The organism is Mesorhizobium sp. ESP-6-4, from assembly GCF_020164735.1.
Taxonomy (GTDB): domain Bacteria; phylum Pseudomonadota; class Alphaproteobacteria; order Rhizobiales; family Rhizobiaceae; genus Mesorhizobium.
Genome location: NZ_JAIUGS010000029.1, coordinates 22,650 through 40,311 on the forward strand (window position 1 = coordinate 22,650; position 17,662 = coordinate 40,311).

Here is a 17,662-nt window from a genome sequence, read left to right on the forward strand (position 1 = left end):
GAACGATCCGGAGCACGCATCCGGTATTTGTCGCCGTTCGATACGACTTCGTGAGCAAGGCGGTTCCGCAGGCGAAGATTTTTTGCGGGCGCTGCTCTTCAGTACCGGCAAGCGTGGCCGTGTTGCGGAGAGCCTTTTCCTGCGCGTGCATCATGGCGAGCAGCAGACTGAGTTTTCGTTCTGGGGTATGGGCGACAAGGACCTTGTGAGGGGGAGCGGTCTGTTCGTTCCGGAAACGGGCATTGCCACGAACCACCATTTCAATCCGCTCGATGCTGACGAGCTGTTTGTGTTTCAGCCCGGAATCTACTCAATCGAACTGGTAGCAAAGCTCCTCGGACGACGAAAACTAACCTCCTTGTGGCGGATACCGCTGCAAATTCCGGATGGTGCGTTCGGCGATGACATCACTCCTGATACGGCGGTGTTTTTCAACTGGTCGGCAGAAACGGGAAGATACGTCGCATCGGTGGAAAGTCGTCCGGGGCAACCACCCAATTCTCCTGCTCTTGGAACTGACCGAAGGTCTAAGCCTTTCTATCTCGGCCTTTCTGCTGCTCAGCCTTTTTCCGCAACGTCTCGATTACCGGCGCGTCAGGTTGGTCAGGAGGGATGATCGGCGGATCGTCGAGATCAAGAACGACGGCATCGGGATCACTTGCTCCGATCTGCCAAGCTTCCTTTATCTCAAGGTCATATTTTCCGATTCCCAGCCCCAGCATGGGCTTGGGTTCCGCATCTAGTGAGGGCAAGTGTGCGGGCGCCAGAAGAAAGCGTCCGTCGCGCTTCAATTGCCGAATGAAGTTCCGGAGATGAATGTCATTCTTTGGCTGCATGACGTTTAGGCGCGACACGAAGCCCACAAGCTTGTCGCTCTCTGGAAGATTCTTTTCGACATTCGGTCCCACAACCACGGCATAGGCGAACGGGTTCTTGGACGAAACGCCGCGTATGACAGCGATACGCAGGTCATTGTCGGGATCGTGCTCGCCAAAGCGCTCCCGGAAGCCATCGAATATAGCTTTCCCGGCCTCCGCGTTCTCGAATGCGATGCCGAGCACGGGAGGCGGCGCGTCCTTATCTGGCGAATACATGAAGAGCGTTGCACGCCAACGTGCATCGTTCCATTTCGACACAACGATCGGCGAAACGATCTTCATGTCCGTGTGCTTCATGCGCTTGGTATCGAACGGAAAGCCGTCCATCGGTTCTTCCGAAACGGAGACACCGGATTCCGGGTCGATAATTTCCGACGGCACCCAAGGTTCCGCGCGTATCGCATCGTATGATCGGTCGGTCGACGCTACCCAGCATTCAAGAGACAAATGATCCACGTCACCGAAGAAACTGCCCGTGATCAAAGGGATATTTGAGAATGTAAGCGCCCGATCAAGCGCGTTTTCTTCGGCGAAGACCTGTTTGCTCCATCCCTCTACGTCATCCGGAATCGCTATTCTAATGATGACCTCAACGGCAGCTGTTTTCAGCCATTCAACGAAGGCGAGAACGTCCGCCTTCGTTGTCAGCTCGAAATGCGCCGGATGTTGAATGACTCCAACCGGAATCCCCATGCGGTCTTCGAATGTCAGGATCGGAGCATTACCACTCGTCGTGACTGGATCAACACGGAATCGGATTCTCTCCAGATGAGGTAGTAGTCTATGCTCCAGGCTCGTGGCGAGCAGTGCTTCAATTCCGCCGAGCAATGCCTCTGCAACCGCCAGTGACACAAGGTTGTTTGCGGCCTCGATGATGATCTGGCATCCTACGACAGCGCTGGTCAGCTCAACCGTTGCGCCGGAATAAAGTGAGATGTTCCTGACGAAAAAGTCGTTGCCGAAATAGGCGTACCAGCGATTGAAAGTGTCCTCTATGTTGGCGGCGCTTTCTGTATCGGGCCACCAGCCTTCCTCCCTGGCGACTTGATCTTGGCCCAGCCGGAAAAGAGCAATCAGCCGCGCCTCCGGCATAGCCAGGCGCTCGAGAGCATCGGGCAGGGAGCGGATTTCCGCTAAATCTGAGTCGACCAATCTGAGTAGTAGTCCGCCAAACATCCGGGAATCGAATAGACGCGCCTCTTCATAACGTTGGCGCGATTTCTCATCATGAGCCTGCGCTCCCCGTACAAGCATAGCGAGCTCGTGAGACTGAATGGCATACAAAGTCCGCCCCAGTCTGCATTCCATGTGAAACAGTCGCTTTAGGTGCGTGGGATTGACGACAGAGATGTTGCCAGTCCGTGTAAACTCCGCGAGATCTTGAGACACGGCCGCAAACGCGTAATTTCGGGCGGCCCAGTAAAGGCCGGCTTCCTCGAAGGCGAGGCTTGAACCGAAAAGTACTTCAGAAAGTTCGTCGCGATATTCTTCCTTAACAAGTAACCCGACCGCACGGCCAAACCACCGAATGGCATCGAAATGCAGGCCTTTTTCAAGTTTCTGGAAGGCTCGTTGGCTGTTCCTCTTGCCGGCCTCCCCCTCGCTTCGGCGGCTGGCAAGCAAGTTCGTAACTTGCTCGTAAAGCTCATCGAATTCCGGGCTTTCGGGTATGTGTTTGCCGAGTTCGGTTAGCCCGTCGGCAATGCTTTCGAAGGGGAAGGCACCCAGGCCATCGGCATCCTTCAATACAAGCTTGAATCGCTTCCAGATATCGATGAGGGCGTCTGGTCCCTTTTTGCCAGCCTCGACAATCTCAAGCATGAGAGCCAGAGAGCGCGCGTGCAGCGAGTTGTTCGGACGGGCCTCCAGATTAATCACGCGTGCCAGCGCCGCTCGGGCGCGGACCAAACGTTGATCGAGTTGAGCGGTATCGGGTGTCAGCAGTTGCTGAGTGACGGAGAAATGGAGCAGCGGTAGAATATTGGTCAGACGCTCCAAGTCATCGGAGTCGTCCGAGGACAGGGCCAATGTCTCCACCTCAGCGTAGAGTTCTGAGGTTTTTGTCGGATCGTCGAACCAGAAGAAGGCGGTCCAGGCCCAATTGTAGACTGCGGCCAGTTGCTGCTTGGCGCTGCCGTGTTTGCGCGCGAGGCGAAGCGCCCGGTCTAGTTTTCCCTCGACCTCATATCGGGGACGCTCCAGTCCACGCGAAAGGACCCCTGCACGAATACAGTCATCGACTAGGTTGGAAAGATTTCCGTTATATTTTGAGCCGTCTCCAATCCGGGCTTCGAGTTCTTCTAGCTCCGCAATTCGTTGGGAATCCCGCGGGCCGACGCGATTGGCCTCTTCCGTTTTTTCACGCCCGACGCCCAGCGTCTCAACGACGATATCAAGACTGTGCCCTTCGAAGACCTTGTTTAGAATCCAGGTTTTATCGAGGATAGTTACGGGAATTCCGTATCTCTCCTCAAGCGCGTCTTGCATCGACGCGCTGTCCTTGGACGGCACAAATTGATTTGTGACGAAGTAGATCCGGGGATAGCCACGCCCGGTCTCCGCAATGCTCTTCACGTCTTTGCGGATTTTTTTCTTCCAGTCTGCCGCTGCGCTGAATGCGAATGCCCAGCGCTGATCCGCCCCCGCTCGATCAGGAATGAACCATCGCTCAGAAATCGCAGAAGAGACCGGGTATGTTTCCGAATCGGTCTTGCCGTCGCCCCCACCCACAGGCCCCGTTTGGGGTCGCAGGTTAGGAGAAATGAACTTCTCACAGAGCCGGCGAGCAAACTCCTCGAACGTGGCCTCGTCTTTTTGATTGGTGAGAGTTTCAAGGTGGTATGAGAGCACCTCTTTTGACACGCTATGGACCGCCGAGACGGTTGTGTCGGAGAACAGGTCTGGATGTCGTGCGCGCATGTAGTTGGAAGGCGCACCCTCGGAAAGCTGCCGAACTACTGTTTCGTTCGAATCTGAATCCATCCACTAAGTTTATCCGAGTCGGATGGCCGAGCTAAGGAGAATTGGTTGAGGTTTGCGGCAAGATATCTCCGCGCTGGCGCAGGCCGTCTGTGGGCGACGGCGGCAGTGCGGTGACCAGGGGCGGCGTGCTCAAGCTTGACGTGACGATGGAACGGGCTTGTAAGTGATCACACACTGCGGGTAACCGATGACCAGCCGACAAATCCAGAACATCACGGAGCGACTGCCCTACTCTTTGAGAGAAGGTGTGAACGGCTATGTTGACGCCGTTGCCGCCGTCGTTCCTGACATCGCGAGGGACGCCCGCGTCGAAATTAGCGGCGACAGGCTGGACCAATTCCTCCTCATCGTTGCCATCCGCAGGATCTGGTCCACTGTAAACAGCCAGTTCTGGATCATGAACGACTGCATCAGCGTGGCAACGCGAACACCTCCGGGGTCGGAAGGCCCGCCTCAAACACGAGGCTTCCGCATTGGGCGCGACGAAATCAGCCAAGAGTCCTCGGCAGTCGCGGAAGGGAGAGACCTTCGTCAGGAACTCTATAAGTTGATAGTTAAGCTCGACATCGAACAACTCGTTGCGGAAAGCAGCAGTCTGAGTGATGTGGCCGCAAAGATGTTTGCGAGGGAAGGTTGAACGTCGCCGAAATTGAGAAAGAGCTTAAAGCCTTCATCAACAAGCACTCCGTTCAATTCGAGCACTTGGCGGTTAGGGAGACTGCACTTCTAGAGCTTGGCGCCCTTACTATGGCGACCGAACACTATCGGCTAGCTGGGTACACCGTCACGGTGGAGAACGCGATCAATGGCCTCTTCGTAGCCAAGCTGTCGTCTCGCGGGTACCCATACAATTTCTCGTGGTTTAAGTGTGTTAAAGGTGACGAGCTTTACGAGATACATTCGAACCTGTCGGTGATGGGTGGCCATAAAGACGATGCAGTCTATGTCGTCGACGTGGCTGTCGTTGTAGGCGACGACAAGGTGCCAAAGGCCAAACCAAAGCAGAAATGGGTGGCGCTGGACAACAAGGCGCTGGCGACGTTCGCTGAAGTGAAAAAGCTGGTCGTGTACCCGATGCTACTCGCTCAGTTCATCGGAATTGTACACGAAATTACGCCTTCGAAGCTCACAAGGCTGAAGCACGGCCCGCCTGCCGACAACCACTTTCCGCCTTCTCTGATCACGCTAGGGTATTTGACCGCGACCTCAAGCAAGGCGCTAAAGGGGTTTGCGAAACGGAAGTTCAGGGTTTGCGTCGTCCACAACTTCGATATGTACCTCTCGCAGATGAGACGAGGCGAGGCCTCGAAGTCGCCTTTCGTGATGGTCCAGACCATCCTGTAATAGAAACCCGTCTGAAGGCGGGCGGATCCGAAGTCTGACGTTGTGCGGTCATCCGACGCAACGCTGATGACCGCTTCGCCGCGCGGGAACTTTCCTTTCCTGTCATCTTTCGCCAGGAATCCGACGCATCCCGGGCGCGAAGTCGTTATATAGCAAGCAAGAATCCCAAATCCCGCCTCCCAAGCAAGCCCGACGAATGCAGCACGAGAATTTTCACTACAACGGCACGCTGATCGACCTGAGCCACCTCGGTCAGACGAGCGCCGATTTCAACTGGACTACCCCGAACGGGAACCAGACCTACCGGGTGTGGCTCCGGTATTCAAACCATTGCTATTCCAGGGAACTCGACGAAGGCGAGGACCAGGCTGACGATGCCTACGTAGTAGAGACGACGCCCAAGCTCCGGGTGTATTGTCCGGAGAGGTACGGCCAAACCGAGAGGCTGGTGGGGATGATGGGCACCCTCTTCGAGAAGCCCACCTCGAAGGTCGCGCTCACCCACGACAAGAACTGGACCACCTTCCAACTCTACCTACCACCTGAGGGAGGTGGACAGCAAAGGTACTGCGCTTTCTTCAGGGTCAAGAACTCGGCAGGGCAGCCGGACGACCCCAACCTCCACTTCCTCGACATGCACGTCGAGAGCGCCTACGTCAGGACGAACATGGTCCAGACCGTACGGTCATGCCCTTTCGGCATGGTCGCACATATGACCAAGCACCAGATACGCTACTTCTGAAATGAGGTGGGGGACCGTCTCCGGTCCCCCATAGATATCCTCGACAATGTCAAACCCGAAGGCCCACAGCCATAAGCAAGTGATCAGGGTGACCCCTGATGACCTCGGTACTATCAGTCCGTAAGGACCTCAGTCGATCTGCACCGATGACCAGAACATAGGGCAAGGAGGGTTACAGGTCAAGGCAACGCACTCTCTCTTGGTCAACAGACCCGTACCATGCCTCGGTACACGCCCCCTAGAGGAGCCTCATACATAGTACCCCATCCACCCCCAAGGCAACCCAGGATGATCACCATGACCATCATGATGGTCCGGGCAGCATGGACATATCCCACGTCTAGCTAATGGTTGCGCTGCTGGTGATGACAGTCGTCACTCTTCCGATGCGGTACGGCCAGCACGAGGTCGATCGTCGAATGGCAGCTCTGAGCCCGACTTGAGGTCGGCTGCAGAACGGCAGCTATCAGCGCGGCGCTCGGCGCCATTTGAGATGTGCAACACGTTCCCAGTGTGGAGTGCTGCCCTCACCGAGACGCTCCTGGCCTCCAAAACGCAAAAAACCGCCCCGGTCAGACCGGGACGGTTATTGATTTATGATAGAATTGGTTGCGGGGACCCGCCCCCCCCTTTTGTCATAACATCGTCAAATCTTTGATTTTCTTCAGGATTGGCAAATGCGAGGATGCCGAACAGCTCGCCGCGTAACTCGGCATGCACCTCGCCCCGCTTGTCCCCGGGCGTAAGCACTATCTCGCCGATCAACGAGCGCAATGCTTCGGCGGCGCGACGGCCGTCGTCATGGTCGGCGAACGCTTGCGTGGGCCGCTCCACCCGCTTGCGGTAGAGGTTGGCGATGCGCCGGTGGAGCTCGGCACCTTAAGCCATAAGGTCACCACTTTTTGATCGATGTCTAAGAACTTTGCCTAGAGGCGAGCGTTAATCCAATTCCATACTGCTTGCGAAAGCCACCCCTGATGACCGCCAGAGATCAGTTTCGTAACAATGATTCTATCGTTGTCGTCGAGCTTCTTGCGGAGATCAGTGTCTATTTGGTCAGCGGTTGTGTTTGATTCAATAAACCAAACCGAGTCGAGCCCAGGATCTTTTATGTGTTGATACCGCTGCAGATGAGTGATGAATGCGCTTCGCGCCGTTGCGTAGTTCGGCTTTTCCTTATTAAGGTCCCAAGTCACAAGGTATACGGACATATGAGTCTCCTGCATTACCGCTAAAAGTACAAAAAAGTTATATGCCATCCTGGGCAAGATAACGTCAACCGCACGCTTGGGGCGAAGAACCGCTACGGCAAAAGATTATGGGGAATCTAAAGACCCTCGACCTTGCTGATCACAGGAGCTCGCCATACAGCGTCACAAGCCTCGTCAAAATATCCGCCGCCGCTTCCTTAGTTAAAGACTCTCCATAGCATTGCAGCCAAACCTGCGTAAACTCAGCTATTATTCCTGACGTCAGCGTCGGTCTAGTCACTCATCGGATTATTTTGGCCACTGACCATTGCATAATGAAACGCTGCTAGCTTCGTCTGATAGAGTGATTTGGGTGCCCTTCAGGGGAACAATATTCGCTCACGCAAGGTTTGGCAGGCCACCCTTGACGTCCAGAGTCCGCTCGCGACATTTTTGCCATTGCCAAACTCCTCTCACGGAGGAAACGCGGCGTTGATTGCATCACGGCGCCTTTTTCGATGATCGTTCTTTCCCACGTAGCCTGACAAAACCTCCTCGGCTCGCCAGCCATATTTCTTGGCGAGTTCGCTGAAGCCACCGCCACCGACGGAATTCGCAACCCCCGTGGCAATCGCGAGGCTTCTGCTGTCGTTCCAGCCATGTTGCAAGGCCAATTCAACTGTGGGCCGCATCTGCGCGAGCCATGCCCGGATCTGAATGTCGTGAGACTCGGGGCTATTAACGAACTGGACCATGCCCTCCCGCCACCATTTTTGGGAATAGCATCCCCATCCGGTATCGTTCCCCTTGTGCTTGCCCGGTCTGCATTTGCCGGAGTAGTTGTCGATCATCTCCTCTCGCGATCGCCCGAAGTATTTCTGCGTGTCCATGAGGTTGTAGAGATTAGCCAAGCCACCCACCGCGAAATTGGCGACGCCAACTGTGCCGCCATCTAAGGCAAAAACTTGCGTGTAATTTTTCGATTTGCCGTTACGGGCAAGGACCTTCCACAGTATTTCTTGGGGGGCGTTTGACTGCGCGAATGTGGCATAGCTGTCAAATGTTTTTCCCGCGGCTTCAGCCGGGCACCAAGTCTGAATAAAAATTGCTGACGCAATTAGACCTGTCCACACCGAGCGCAACCGAAGTATGCTGTAACAGCCACGCATTTTACTATCCTCCGTTGTCGCCTTAATTAGCATCAGGATTTGGCTTCAGGACACTGGCGCCAACATGACGCAACTTTGCCCTCAACGCTAACAGTGCTGGATGGTCGGGCCGATCGTCCTGGGCTGGGATCACGATGATCTCAAGAGGCGAAACATCCCGGCGGCCCACCAAGCGACTCGCCTCGAGCTCGTTCTGAACTGCCACCCGCCTTCCAGGGCGAGGATGCCTCGTGGCCTCTGTGTGATCTGTTGGGTTTCTTTGTGGATGCAGTAGATGACGTTCCTGACCTTGCGCATGGCTGTCTCCCAACAAGAGACGAGGATCGCACGAAGTGGCTGCACCAGTGGGACTGGTGACGAGGCTTACTGCTCCTCCAACAGCCCAAAATTCTACCGCCCTTTCCAGGCACTACCGATCGCTTTTCTGACAACCGTGGCGCCTAGCGGCGCTGTCCCTTCGATATCCTCGATGGTTCGCAGGACGGTGTAGTGGTCGATCCTCTCGACATAGCGACCAGGTTTGATACCGGCGCCGTACAACACAGTGAATATGCGATTTCCGAGGCGGTAATCGTCCTCGTCAAACGTAACAATCAAAAGACTGTTGTGACTACGCGCCCAGTTGGCATACTTGCCCAGATGAGCCTCCAACCATGTATCGGCCTGCGCTATGGTGCCGTCATGCATGTCGTTGGCTAGGTTGGGAATGACGAAGCTCACCGCCGACAACCGCGCAAAGTCACGCGGAAATTCGTTCATTGATTTTCCAGTCGCCTTGGCCTCTGCGAAGGATTCCCATGGACTGTGCTTGCGAGGCGATCCCGCCTCGGCATAGCCCGAGAACGCCTTGCCGGCAGGACGAAGGCGGGTGGCGAGGTTGGGTGCGGCAACCTCGTGTAACCCATCGTCACGTATCCCATGCGTCGAGCCACTGAACAGCGCCAGGTAGTTGGGCTGGCTGGGATGAGCGACCCCATGCGAATTGGCGAATAAGGCGCCGTTTTTCGCCAGCTTCTGTAGATACAAAGCTGCGCCGGGCCGCACGATCTGATCGAAGGAATGGTTCTCCATGACGACGACCACAATATGGTCGTACTTCGGCGGCTCGACGGCCCACGCGACAGTGCCCTGACCCAAGAGGATACCGACCGCCAAAACCAGTCTTTCCAGAAGACTTGCGACGTGGCTGACACATTCTTCTCTTCTCCATGCTACAACCCGCGAGCAAAGCGCGCCACGACTCCAAGCGGACGTAGGGCTGCCATCATGTGCGAACACATGGGCTCCGAAAAAAACGTCGCGATTGGTCGGCACTGCCATAGAAGGATTCAAACCTGTGGTAAGCTACCGGGGCCGATGCTCCCACGCGCACGGATGCTGCCTGGGCAGGTGAGACGGAGAAGGCACTCGCTTCGTCCCGTCGATATACGGTGTTGCCATAATACGTCGCCTGTCCGATCGGACAGTTGACGCGTCTAAGGATGGATCAAACGCTTGCGGACTGCTTCAACGACCGCCTGAGTGGTCGTGGCAACCCCAAAAGCTTCGCGTGCCCGCATGGTGTGCCATTTGACGGTTCGCTCTGTAAGGCCGACAATCTGAGACGTTTCAGATGAGGTCTTGCCTGCGGCGGCCCACAGAAGCACCTCCTTTTCGCGGTCGGTCAGGACACCGTCCGTTTCGTCGCCACCGTCTGACAGGGCCTGAATTGACATGCCAGCGTACACTGCCATGGTGACCAGTTGGACTTGCTGGCGTGGCGCAGGTCTTTTGCGAGGAGGCGAACGATAGAACCGACTGCCAATGATGTACGCTGAGCATGGGCACGGCAAAACCACTGCAGATCCCGAATTCAGTCGCTTCTCCGGCAACACGGCGCGAGCCTTCGGTCGCGGACCATTTAGCCGGGACATCGGCCCAGACAAACGGCTTCAAAGTCTTCGCTGAATAGATGCAAACGCCGTCTACAGCCGCATGTTCCGCTTCAACATAGCGATCAAACCAGCCTGCCGGCCAACCGTTCAATTCGACCATTGGTGCGAGCTTTTGCCCGCCGAGCGGCACACCGCTCAAGATTAGGTGCTCAAAGCCGAGGTTACGCACTGTTTCGAGGAGGTCGCTCAAGAGCGGCCCCGTTGCCGTATGCTTCCGGCAGCGTTCAACAAAGTCGAATACATCTGAATCGATCAAGCCGAAGGCCCACAGCGACATGCAAGCAGATGCTAGTTTAGCAACATATTATAAAATGGGGGGGCATTTTGCCAGAAGCGTGGTGCTCTTTTTTGTCCACTTTGGATATGCGGGAATTGGGTCGGCCACCCTGTTTGCGACCCACCCATTGAAGCGAAGTAGATGAAAAAGGTCGGTCAGTCTGTCCCGAGCGCTGCACACACTCTTATGACCAAACTGGCGGGAATACTCGAGTAAGTAGGATGACGGCAGCGGCCCATGCCAGAGGAGTCGCTCGAACAGAAACAGGTCTCGTACTGTCGGGTATACATATTTGCCGGTTGAGACGGGATACCGAGGTAACCGGCGGCTTAGATTGTCCTGGAGTTTTGCTGGCGATCGCATGCCCTGTGCATAGGCTATCCCCTGTCATTCGCGAACGGCGGCCTATTCCGCATGCTTAAAGAGTTGGCGCTGACGAAGCTCTCGCTTGTCATCACGGTTGACACGTAGTGCTCCCGCCAGACGCAAACGAAGGGGGGCGGACAGCATCCCGCAATATAAATTTAGAGTAGGAGTCGTCTCCTTTTGGGCGGTAGTTGTACGTGCTTCTATGCGTAAGCAGGTGCAACTATATTCACGGCCTCCACCCCGCACTCCATGGGGATACTAGGATCGTGCCTCTATCCCCACTGAGGATATGCATCCTGCCGTCTCGCTCAACGGCCTTCGCCTTGGCGGACCCTTGCGACTCCGTCATCAAACTGAAAGGCATGCAAACCCTCAAAGGGCAATCGGAACGGTCATGAAGTCTGGGAAGCCCAGAACGCGGTCAGGTCAGCTTGATCTCCGCTGAACATATCCCGGTCACAGCGACCAATGCCAAGAACGGACTTGGGATCCGGCCCAAAGGCGCCATCGGTATACTGCCACATTGTCCAAGAAGCCCAATTGCGCGGCACGACGGGGGTCGGCCCATACTGCGCTAACCAGAACCAGCATTTCGCCAAAATGGGGTCGGTGCTGGTGCCGAGCAACTGCTTAATGTAGTGCCCGGAGTAGAGACCGGGGAAGTGTCCGGTCTTGTCGTGCACGTGCGTGACGAAGGCGCGGGCCTCTTCCAGGCTCATGCTTGGACCGGTTGGGTTTGGTTCGAGATCGAGGACGAGAAGGGCTTTCCGATCTCCAACCACGCTAAGAAAATTTTCGGCTTGTCTCACGCCATCGCTTCCTGTGCCGAAGTGGTAGGCGCCCCATAGCAGCTTAGCTGTCTCCGCACGTCCTCGGTTCCTAGCGTAGGTTGGATCGACGCCAGTCTGTCCCTGAGTGGCTTTTTGGATGACCCCAACGATGCCGTCTGTTTGGGCCTTGACCAGGTTGACATTGCCATTGTGATGCGAAATGTCGATGACACCGTTGAAAATAGGCATTGCCCGCTCCCTCTTGCTCCTGGACTGCACTTTTCGAGAATACAGATAGGTTCAGGGCTCTCCGTCGATCACGACCCAAGCGTTGCTGATGGGCTGTCCGTTGTGATGCGGGAAAGCACTTCCTGCGAATGTTTGAAGATCGTGGATTGCCGCAATGACTCGATCGCGGCTGTCTACGAACGGAATGTCGGTATTGGCGCTGGCTAAAGCGCTGGTCAGGTTGATGCAGCCGATACTCGCCAGAAATCCATGGCCGGGATGCACGAGTATTTCTCGACGGTTTCCCGTCTGCCGTAGTTCCAGACCAGGCTTGGGTGTCTGATCACAATCATTGCTGATCAGATAGCCTATCGTCACATAGTGTGCACCAGCCTGCGAAGCCAAAGGATATCTACCAGCTTCAATCCTTCGACCATTTCCCGCCACGGCATTGTCGCCGGGACCCTTCGCCTCAACCGACGTACCTTTGAGGTTCGCTTGGGCAGCGCCATCGTGAAAGATTTGATAGGTGCCGATGGTGCGTATCCTGCCCCGCCTTTGCTGAACGATTTGTCGAACTATGTGCAGTTCCCATCCCAGTCCCGCGATCGGCATGTGCTTGTCCCCCCATCAATCCCTAGCAATTTGGTCGACACGCTTGGCGTTGCTAATGATCTGCTCGTGGCCCTCTCCATGAGGTGAGACGTTGCCTTTGCACCCAGGCGCTAAAGTGCGGGCAGTGTCAGAAGACCCTTGCTTGCAACGGAGAGTGCCTGGTTGATTGCTCCCCACAGCACTTTGACGGCGGCATTCCACACCTTTTCCGCCGTGAGAATCGTGAGAGCTGCGACGTCGCTGGCCAGACTTCTAACGGAGTCGGCCAGCTGATCGGCAAACCAGCCTCGAAGATCATCCTTGAGGGTGCCTGCTATGCTACTCTCGGCGATCCAGGCAGCCTGTTGCGCCATCATCTTAGATTGCTGCGTGACTAGCGTTGATATTTTTGTCCAGCCTTGTTTTGCTTGTTTTTGAATAGCATCTATCAGAGCTTTCACGGTGGCGTTGACATCGATAACAGCGGCCAAGACAACCTCCTATCGCTGCAAAGCAGACTCGAATACAAGGATTCGGCTCATTTCAGTTTCGTATTGGTATTTGAACCCGCCTATCCCGTTTGACCCAGTCACGAGGTTGCCCTTCAGCCCACCGCTTTGGTGAACGTCTCGCATCTTGGTCAACACGTTGATCACTTGATCCAGGTGATGGGGCGTAGGATTCACGCAGTTGCTCGCGTCATTGCCGCAAACTCCGTTCAAGTGCGCCATCGTAAGAACTCTTTGACTGGGAGCTGGAACATCGCGCGATGCCGTGGTTATGCGCGCGGCCGTGAAGCCGCCAATGAGTTGGTCATAGGTCGCCTTGTACTTTGCAAAATCACCCGCTGTGCCGCCTTGGGAAAGTGACGCAAACAGCGTCTCAGTTTTCACATTGAGGTCAGAAATGCTGGTAAAGGTCGCTTGGTCGTAGGCCGGAGAAAGCTGGATCGAGCAGCCCGAAAAGGCCAGGGCGACAATGAGAATGATCAACCGAGTAGCGGTCGCTAGGGGCGGTCTGTAACTTAGTCGGGATGCCAAACGAGCTTGGTACATCATAGCAATGTCTAATTTGGATTGGGCCGGTCAACGGGGACTGCTAGGCGACTCTGCTTAGCGCCTCGACTGGTTTGATGAACGCCACCTGCCTCCCCCGTCGCACCAGCAGTGACTGCTCAATCCCCAGTATCCTGCGCACGCTCGCCAGCGCCGCCTCGTTCACCGCGATATAGGCGACGATGTACCACTCGCCGTTTTCTTCCCTGGCCATGCCGAGTGGCTCGGCGTGCCATTTCAGCGCGCCGTGGTGGGGCATGAAGTAGGTTTCCTGGACACCGCCGACGGCGCTCAGGCCCTCGTCGAGGGCGTATTCCATCACCGCGCAGCACAGTTGCGTTAGCGTGCCTCGAAGCCCGGTCGCGTTTGTCGGGAACGACGAAGGTGCGCGTCCATTCAGCCCAGTCGGGACGCCGCGGAACGCCCGTTCGCTCACACATATGAGGAAAAACCTCTGAGACCATGTGCGGCTCGCTCGTTGGAATAAGTCGAGCCGAGGTCACGACGCGGCCCTCTTCCATGCCAAGCAGATAGGTCGCTGCGTCGGTATCGAACTGATCTAATTCGCGACCATCGGGGCTCGGAGGGCGCCACCGTTTCTGGTGCACAAAGAAGTCATGACGACGGCGCAAAAATTCGTCGAATTCGTTTTCGTAGAGATGCTTGTTGAGCGCATTGACGACGTGAGCCGAAATCATCGCGCAACCCCCAATGTTTTCCCAACCGGATGATTGCAGCGATGCTAAAATACGTCACCTGTCCGATCGGACAGTTGACGCGTTCAAGGGGCACACTCTTATGCTCTTGCAGGGACCAACTCCGGCTTCTCTTGGCTATTGCGAATGACGTCGTCATCCCTGTGAGTGAGCCGCTGTCGCCGCCTTGATGCGATACTATTAGGGGGCAAGAACAATGAAGGGACTGCTGGTTTACCTCATCGGTATCGCGGCTCTAGGAGTCGTTATCGGCCTGTTCGTCGGGCTCAGCCAATCGCCGGTGGTTTCGGGCGTGCTGACGTCACTCTTCGGACTCTTAGGTGTCGCCGGAAGCTTCTACCTGCCGTGGGCACAGACAACCACAAATGCCTCTGACACCCGCAAGACGAATGCAGAAGCTGCCCTCGAGTCGGCGTTAGCAGCGGCGGACGAGGCGAAAATTGCCCAAGAGGCCGCTGCCCGCAAAACCGCCTCAGCGACCGCATTTCTTGCCAATGCAGACAAAACGAAGGTGGCTGCAGAAGCCGAACTTGCTGCGCTCCAGGCGATCGTGCCTCAACCACCGGCAGACCAACTGGCCGCAAAGCAGGAAGAAGCCACGCAGGCGGCGGCGCAACGCACCCAAGCACAGACGGACCTGGACGCGGCAGTTGCAGCAGAGAAATTGACTGCTGAAATCCTTGCCGACGCGAATGCTCGTTTCGCCTCGAAAGCCAGAGAAGCTAAGAGCGCCGCTGAGCAGGTCACGAAAGAAGGCAACGCGCGCATTGGCATGACGTACACGGCCGCCGGCGCAAGCCTGACGGCGTTTAGTCTCGCACTCGTAGTAGCGGCGCTCTATGGAATATTGGTACGGACCGGCAGCAACTGGAAGGACCTGCTTCCAAAGGAACTAACATCGCAAGCAGTCGAAGGTATCGACGGGCAAGCGGCCGTGGACGCGGTACTGCTGGACCGGATCCTGGTCGGATTGAAAGTTGGTCCCGAAGAGCGCGCCAAGATCAGTCACCTCGCCGTAACATCTTGCAGCGGTTTCGATAATCTCGGCGTTCCCGCAACAAAGGTCCTGGTTCTGTTGAACAAGCTGGCCGGCGATGAAAACTTGCCCGTGGCAGAATCCACCAAGGAGTTAGCTGGCTTCCAAACAGAAATTGCGAAGCCGCTCGTAGCCAACGCTCCAGGGGAACAACGCAACTTCGGGCAGGCTCAAACCGCGCTAAGGAAGGCTCTGGCGGACGTAAGTCAGCTTTGGGTCTCTCCGACATTTGCTAGTGCGCATCCCGATGCGGCCAAAGCGCTGGGCGACTTTCAGGTCGAAGCCGCACGATATGTCGGATGCGAAGACGTGGACCAGGTTTTGACTGGGCTGATCGGCAAGCTCAAAGACGTCAAGGACACACCGGTTGCCGTCACGGTCACTGCCGTTTCAAGCAACCTGGAACGACTTGAACAGTGAGGCTTCGATGCTGCGCTGTGCTACTGTTTGTATTCTCATAGCAGTCGCGTCGCCGGCGCTTGCGACGCAGCCAGAGGAATTGGTGAACCGCGCCATTACCGAGTTCGCTGCATCCAAGACAAAGCCGGATACGGCCCTCGCATCCACCATCGCTGCGTGGTCAGATCTTCAGAATGCGGTGATCGAGTTCCCCGAGACCGATATTGCTCTTCAAATATTAAGCGCTGACCCTTCCCTCGGCATCGACCGACACGCCGTCGAACAAGCGCTCGTCCAGGGCTTGGCGGCCAAAATCTTTGACCCCGCACCGCCGTTTGGCACCAACGGTCTATATGACCTCAGCGCCGAGGACTCTCAGGCGCTACTCGCTTCACTCATTCGCAACCGTCAGTTCGATTTAGCGCTTCAAGCGATCACGGTCGGGCACAATTGGTTGCCGCGCAAGATTTGGCTTGCACATTATTTCGCATCTTACGGCGACCTCGACAGAGCGGCAAAAGCCGCCGCAGACAGCGTTGAAGCACAAGACGCAGCAGCGCGCGGGCTCCTCACAAGCCGAGGTGCCAAAGCAGCACTCGAGCAAGTTGACGGCATCGACTACAACACGATGGTTGCGGGCGACACGCGGAAACTCGAAACGCTGCTTTTGATCGGGCAATCGAAGGCCAAAGCCAATGATGATGCTAAGGCCATCCGGGATGCGTTGATGCGCGCACGCGATTTGGCCTCGAGCACCGGAAGAGACTGTCGAGCCGCCTTATCGCTTGCTCAGGCTGGGTTAGCGAAGGAGGCAACCGCGAAGGCCGGGTTTAGTAGCGATCAATGGGATGCCGAAGAGGCCACTTGCCTGTACACAATGATCAGCATTTTTGCAGCGCGTGGGGAAGACGACGCCGCGCGCGGGGTCATTGTATCCATCGATTGGGTCCCAGTGCTGCCGCTGCTTGTCCGACTGGCGGCAGCCGAACGTCTCCGCGGCGCTGATGCCGCTGCATTGGTGACACTAGCGGCAGCTCCCATTGATACTGAACGAACGAAATTGGCATCCGCCTACGCCGAAGTAGGTTTCATCGAAAAAGCCACCGATGAAGTAGTTGGGGGCGCAAAGGACCCGGACACATGGGCGAAGATACTTGGAGCAGTCGCCGCCCGAGACGGGGTTGACAAAGCTCTCAAGTTTGCCCGCGAACACGGAGTTGATGTCGATGCCGCAGCGACCCGCTCCATCGCTCTTGGAGGTGCAGTGGACGGGCCCGCAGCAGCAATATCGATGGCGAAAGGCGACCCTCAACTCGCCATTGACATAGGAATTGTGCTGACGTCTCGATCGAACTACGAGGACGCAAATTCGGCTTTTGCCATGGCAAAAACCCACGACCTGACTGAGGGACAGGCCGAACAAATTCGCAGTACAAAGTTCGAAATTGGGCTTGCGGTGAGTGACTTCGCAATGGCCAAGGCAAACCTCCCTGGACTATCGGAAAGTGATACCAGCGTGGCGCAACTCATCGACGCGCAACTGCGGGCCGGGCACTTGGACGAGGCGGTGAAGATAGTCACCGAGCTCGCCGACAACTACTACGCACGGTCCCTAAAAGCGCGTTGGTGTTGGCAAATAGCCATGTCGATGGTCAAGACGCACAGCCCCAGCAACATAGCCAACTTTATCTCGGCTGCTACGCAGGTTGATCTCCAGTCCGATGACCTCAACTGGGGCAAGTTGCTCGTGGCTGCTGGGCAATGGTCGGCGGCCCTAAAAGTCATCGAGCGGTTCGATGACTACAACGGGCAAATCAACAAGGCTGCGCTTTACATTGCAATCCTCAATCGAATCTGACGGGAGCTATCAACGTGCGGATTTTGCGTTCACCTGCCATCGGCAGCTTTGTTGCACTCATTTTCTTTTTCACCCCGGGATTATCGATGGCACAGTTTGGGGGCGGTGGTGGAGGTGGTGG

The 17,662-nt window shown here is 56.2% G+C and carries 16 protein-coding genes and 1 pseudogene; 6 read left to right on the forward strand and 11 right to left on the reverse strand.

Annotated features, from left to right (window positions below):
- Positions 1-82: 82 nt before the first annotated feature.
- Entirely contained in the window at positions 83-616 is a 534-nt protein-coding gene (locus LB523_RS28175; RefSeq protein ID WP_224609230.1) for a hypothetical protein, read from the forward strand.
- On the opposite strand, the gene LB523_RS28180 is transcribed toward LB523_RS28175, so the two are convergent.
- Positions 528-3,860: a hypothetical protein gene (locus LB523_RS28180; RefSeq protein ID WP_224609233.1), complete on the reverse strand. Its 3,333-nt coding sequence runs from the start codon at positions 3,858-3,860 to the stop codon at positions 528-530. The genes LB523_RS28175 and LB523_RS28180 overlap by 89 nt on opposite strands.
- 187 nt (positions 3,861-4,047) lie before the next feature.
- Here LB523_RS28180 and LB523_RS28185 point away from each other — a divergent pair, with 187 nt between their 5' ends.
- The 3 genes from LB523_RS28185 (at position 4,048) to LB523_RS28195 (ending at position 5,946) form a co-directional block, all read left to right on the forward strand.
- A complete protein-coding gene (locus LB523_RS28185; RefSeq protein WP_128271805.1) occupies positions 4,048-4,497 on the forward strand; it encodes a hypothetical protein in 450 nt (149 codons plus the stop codon).
- Entirely contained in the window at positions 4,494-5,204 is a 711-nt protein-coding gene (locus LB523_RS28190) for a hypothetical protein (RefSeq protein WP_224609236.1), read from the forward strand. Before LB523_RS28185 ends, LB523_RS28190 begins: the two co-directional genes overlap by 4 nt.
- 196 nt (positions 5,205-5,400) lie before the next feature.
- Positions 5,401-5,946 carry a hypothetical protein gene (locus LB523_RS28195; RefSeq protein ID WP_224609239.1) on the forward strand — a complete coding sequence of 182 codons (546 nt, stop codon included), beginning with the start codon at positions 5,401-5,403 and terminating at the stop codon, positions 5,944-5,946.
- Between the two features lie 1,663 nt (positions 5,947-7,609).
- Here LB523_RS28195 and LB523_RS28200 read toward each other — a convergent pair.
- The 10 genes and pseudogenes from LB523_RS28200 to LB523_RS28240 all read right to left on the reverse strand — a co-directional run.
- The gene (locus tag LB523_RS28200; RefSeq protein ID WP_224609242.1) at positions 7,610-8,305 is read right to left on the reverse strand and encodes a hypothetical protein; all 696 of its coding nucleotides are present in this window, start codon (positions 8,303-8,305) and stop codon (positions 7,610-7,612) included.
- 390 nt (positions 8,306-8,695) lie between these two features.
- Positions 8,696-9,460: an alkaline phosphatase family protein gene (locus LB523_RS28205; RefSeq protein WP_224609245.1), complete on the reverse strand. Its 765-nt coding sequence runs from the start codon at positions 9,458-9,460 to the stop codon at positions 8,696-8,698.
- A gap of 320 nt (positions 9,461-9,780) precedes the next feature.
- Entirely contained in the window at positions 9,781-10,020 is a 240-nt protein-coding gene (locus LB523_RS29420) for a helix-turn-helix transcriptional regulator (RefSeq protein WP_318012001.1), read from the reverse strand.
- Entirely contained in the window at positions 9,914-10,516 is a 603-nt protein-coding gene (locus LB523_RS28210) for an autoinducer binding domain-containing protein (protein WP_318012002.1), read from the reverse strand. Before LB523_RS28210 ends, LB523_RS29420 begins: the two co-directional genes overlap by 107 nt.
- Before the next feature lie 761 nt (positions 10,517-11,277).
- A complete protein-coding gene (locus tag LB523_RS28215) occupies positions 11,278-11,904 on the reverse strand; it encodes a glycoside hydrolase family 25 protein (RefSeq protein WP_224609248.1) in 627 nt (208 codons plus the stop codon).
- Between the two features lie 51 nt (positions 11,905-11,955).
- Complete coding sequence (locus tag LB523_RS28220) at positions 11,956-12,498, reverse strand: hypothetical protein (RefSeq protein WP_224609251.1); 543 nt, start codon at positions 12,496-12,498, stop codon at positions 11,956-11,958.
- Between the two features lie 110 nt (positions 12,499-12,608).
- Positions 12,609-12,968 carry a hypothetical protein gene (locus LB523_RS28225; RefSeq protein ID WP_224609254.1) on the reverse strand — a complete coding sequence of 120 codons (360 nt, stop codon included), beginning with the start codon at positions 12,966-12,968 and terminating at the stop codon, positions 12,609-12,611.
- Between the two features lie 9 nt (positions 12,969-12,977).
- Positions 12,978-13,469 carry a hypothetical protein gene (locus LB523_RS28230; RefSeq protein ID WP_224609257.1) on the reverse strand — a complete coding sequence of 164 codons (492 nt, stop codon included), beginning with the start codon at positions 13,467-13,469 and terminating at the stop codon, positions 12,978-12,980.
- Between the two features lie 106 nt (positions 13,470-13,575).
- On the reverse strand, positions 13,576-13,851 hold the full coding sequence (locus LB523_RS28235; protein ID WP_224609269.1) for a hypothetical protein: 276 nt from the start codon (positions 13,849-13,851) through the stop codon (positions 13,576-13,578).
- An 82-nt stretch (positions 13,852-13,933) separates the two neighbouring features.
- Positions 13,934-14,230 (reverse strand): annotated as a pseudogene (locus LB523_RS28240) (acyl-homoserine-lactone synthase); the annotation flags it as partial.
- Between the two features lie 214 nt (positions 14,231-14,444).
- Here LB523_RS28240 and LB523_RS28245 point away from each other — a divergent pair.
- Together LB523_RS28245 and LB523_RS28250 are read left to right on the forward strand one after the other, a co-directional pair.
- Positions 14,445-15,704: a hypothetical protein gene (locus tag LB523_RS28245; RefSeq protein WP_224609260.1), complete on the forward strand. Its 1,260-nt coding sequence runs from the start codon at positions 14,445-14,447 to the stop codon at positions 15,702-15,704.
- 7 nt (positions 15,705-15,711) lie between these two features.
- Positions 15,712-17,541 carry a hypothetical protein gene (locus LB523_RS28250; RefSeq protein ID WP_224609263.1) on the forward strand — a complete coding sequence of 610 codons (1,830 nt, stop codon included), beginning with the start codon at positions 15,712-15,714 and terminating at the stop codon, positions 17,539-17,541.
- Positions 17,542-17,662 lie beyond the last annotated feature (121 nt).

What these genes read in the sequence shown, in the direction of transcription:
- LB523_RS28235 (WP_224609269.1), bottom strand. Translation starts at nt 13,851, where the DNA reads ATGGAATACGCCCTCGACGAGGGCCTGAGCGCCGTCGGCGGTGTCCAG.
- LB523_RS28210 (WP_318012002.1), bottom strand. Translation starts at nt 10,516, where the DNA reads ATGTCGCTGTGGGCCTTCGGCTTGATCGATTCAGATGTATTCGACTTT.
- LB523_RS28180 (WP_224609233.1), bottom strand. Translation starts at nt 3,860, where the DNA reads ATGGATTCAGATTCGAACGAAACAGTAGTTCGGCAGCTTTCCGAGGGT.
- LB523_RS28195 (WP_224609239.1), top strand. Translation starts at nt 5,401, where the DNA reads ATGCAGCACGAGAATTTTCACTACAACGGCACGCTGATCGACCTGAGC.
- LB523_RS28245 (WP_224609260.1), top strand. Translation starts at nt 14,445, where the DNA reads ATGAAGGGACTGCTGGTTTACCTCATCGGTATCGCGGCTCTAGGAGTC.
- LB523_RS28215 (WP_224609248.1), bottom strand. Translation starts at nt 11,904, where the DNA reads ATGCCTATTTTCAACGGTGTCATCGACATTTCGCATCACAATGGCAAT.
- LB523_RS29420 (WP_318012001.1), bottom strand. Translation starts at nt 10,020, where the DNA reads ATGTCAATTCAGGCCCTGTCAGACGGTGGCGACGAAACGGACGGTGTC.
- LB523_RS28250 (WP_224609263.1), top strand. Translation starts at nt 15,712, where the DNA reads ATGCTGCGCTGTGCTACTGTTTGTATTCTCATAGCAGTCGCGTCGCCG.
- LB523_RS28200 (WP_224609242.1), bottom strand. Translation starts at nt 8,305, where the DNA reads ATGCGTGGCTGTTACAGCATACTTCGGTTGCGCTCGGTGTGGACAGGT.
- LB523_RS28185 (WP_128271805.1), top strand. Translation starts at nt 4,048, where the DNA reads ATGACCAGCCGACAAATCCAGAACATCACGGAGCGACTGCCCTACTCT.
- LB523_RS28220 (WP_224609251.1), bottom strand. Translation starts at nt 12,498, where the DNA reads ATGCCGATCGCGGGACTGGGATGGGAACTGCACATAGTTCGACAAATC.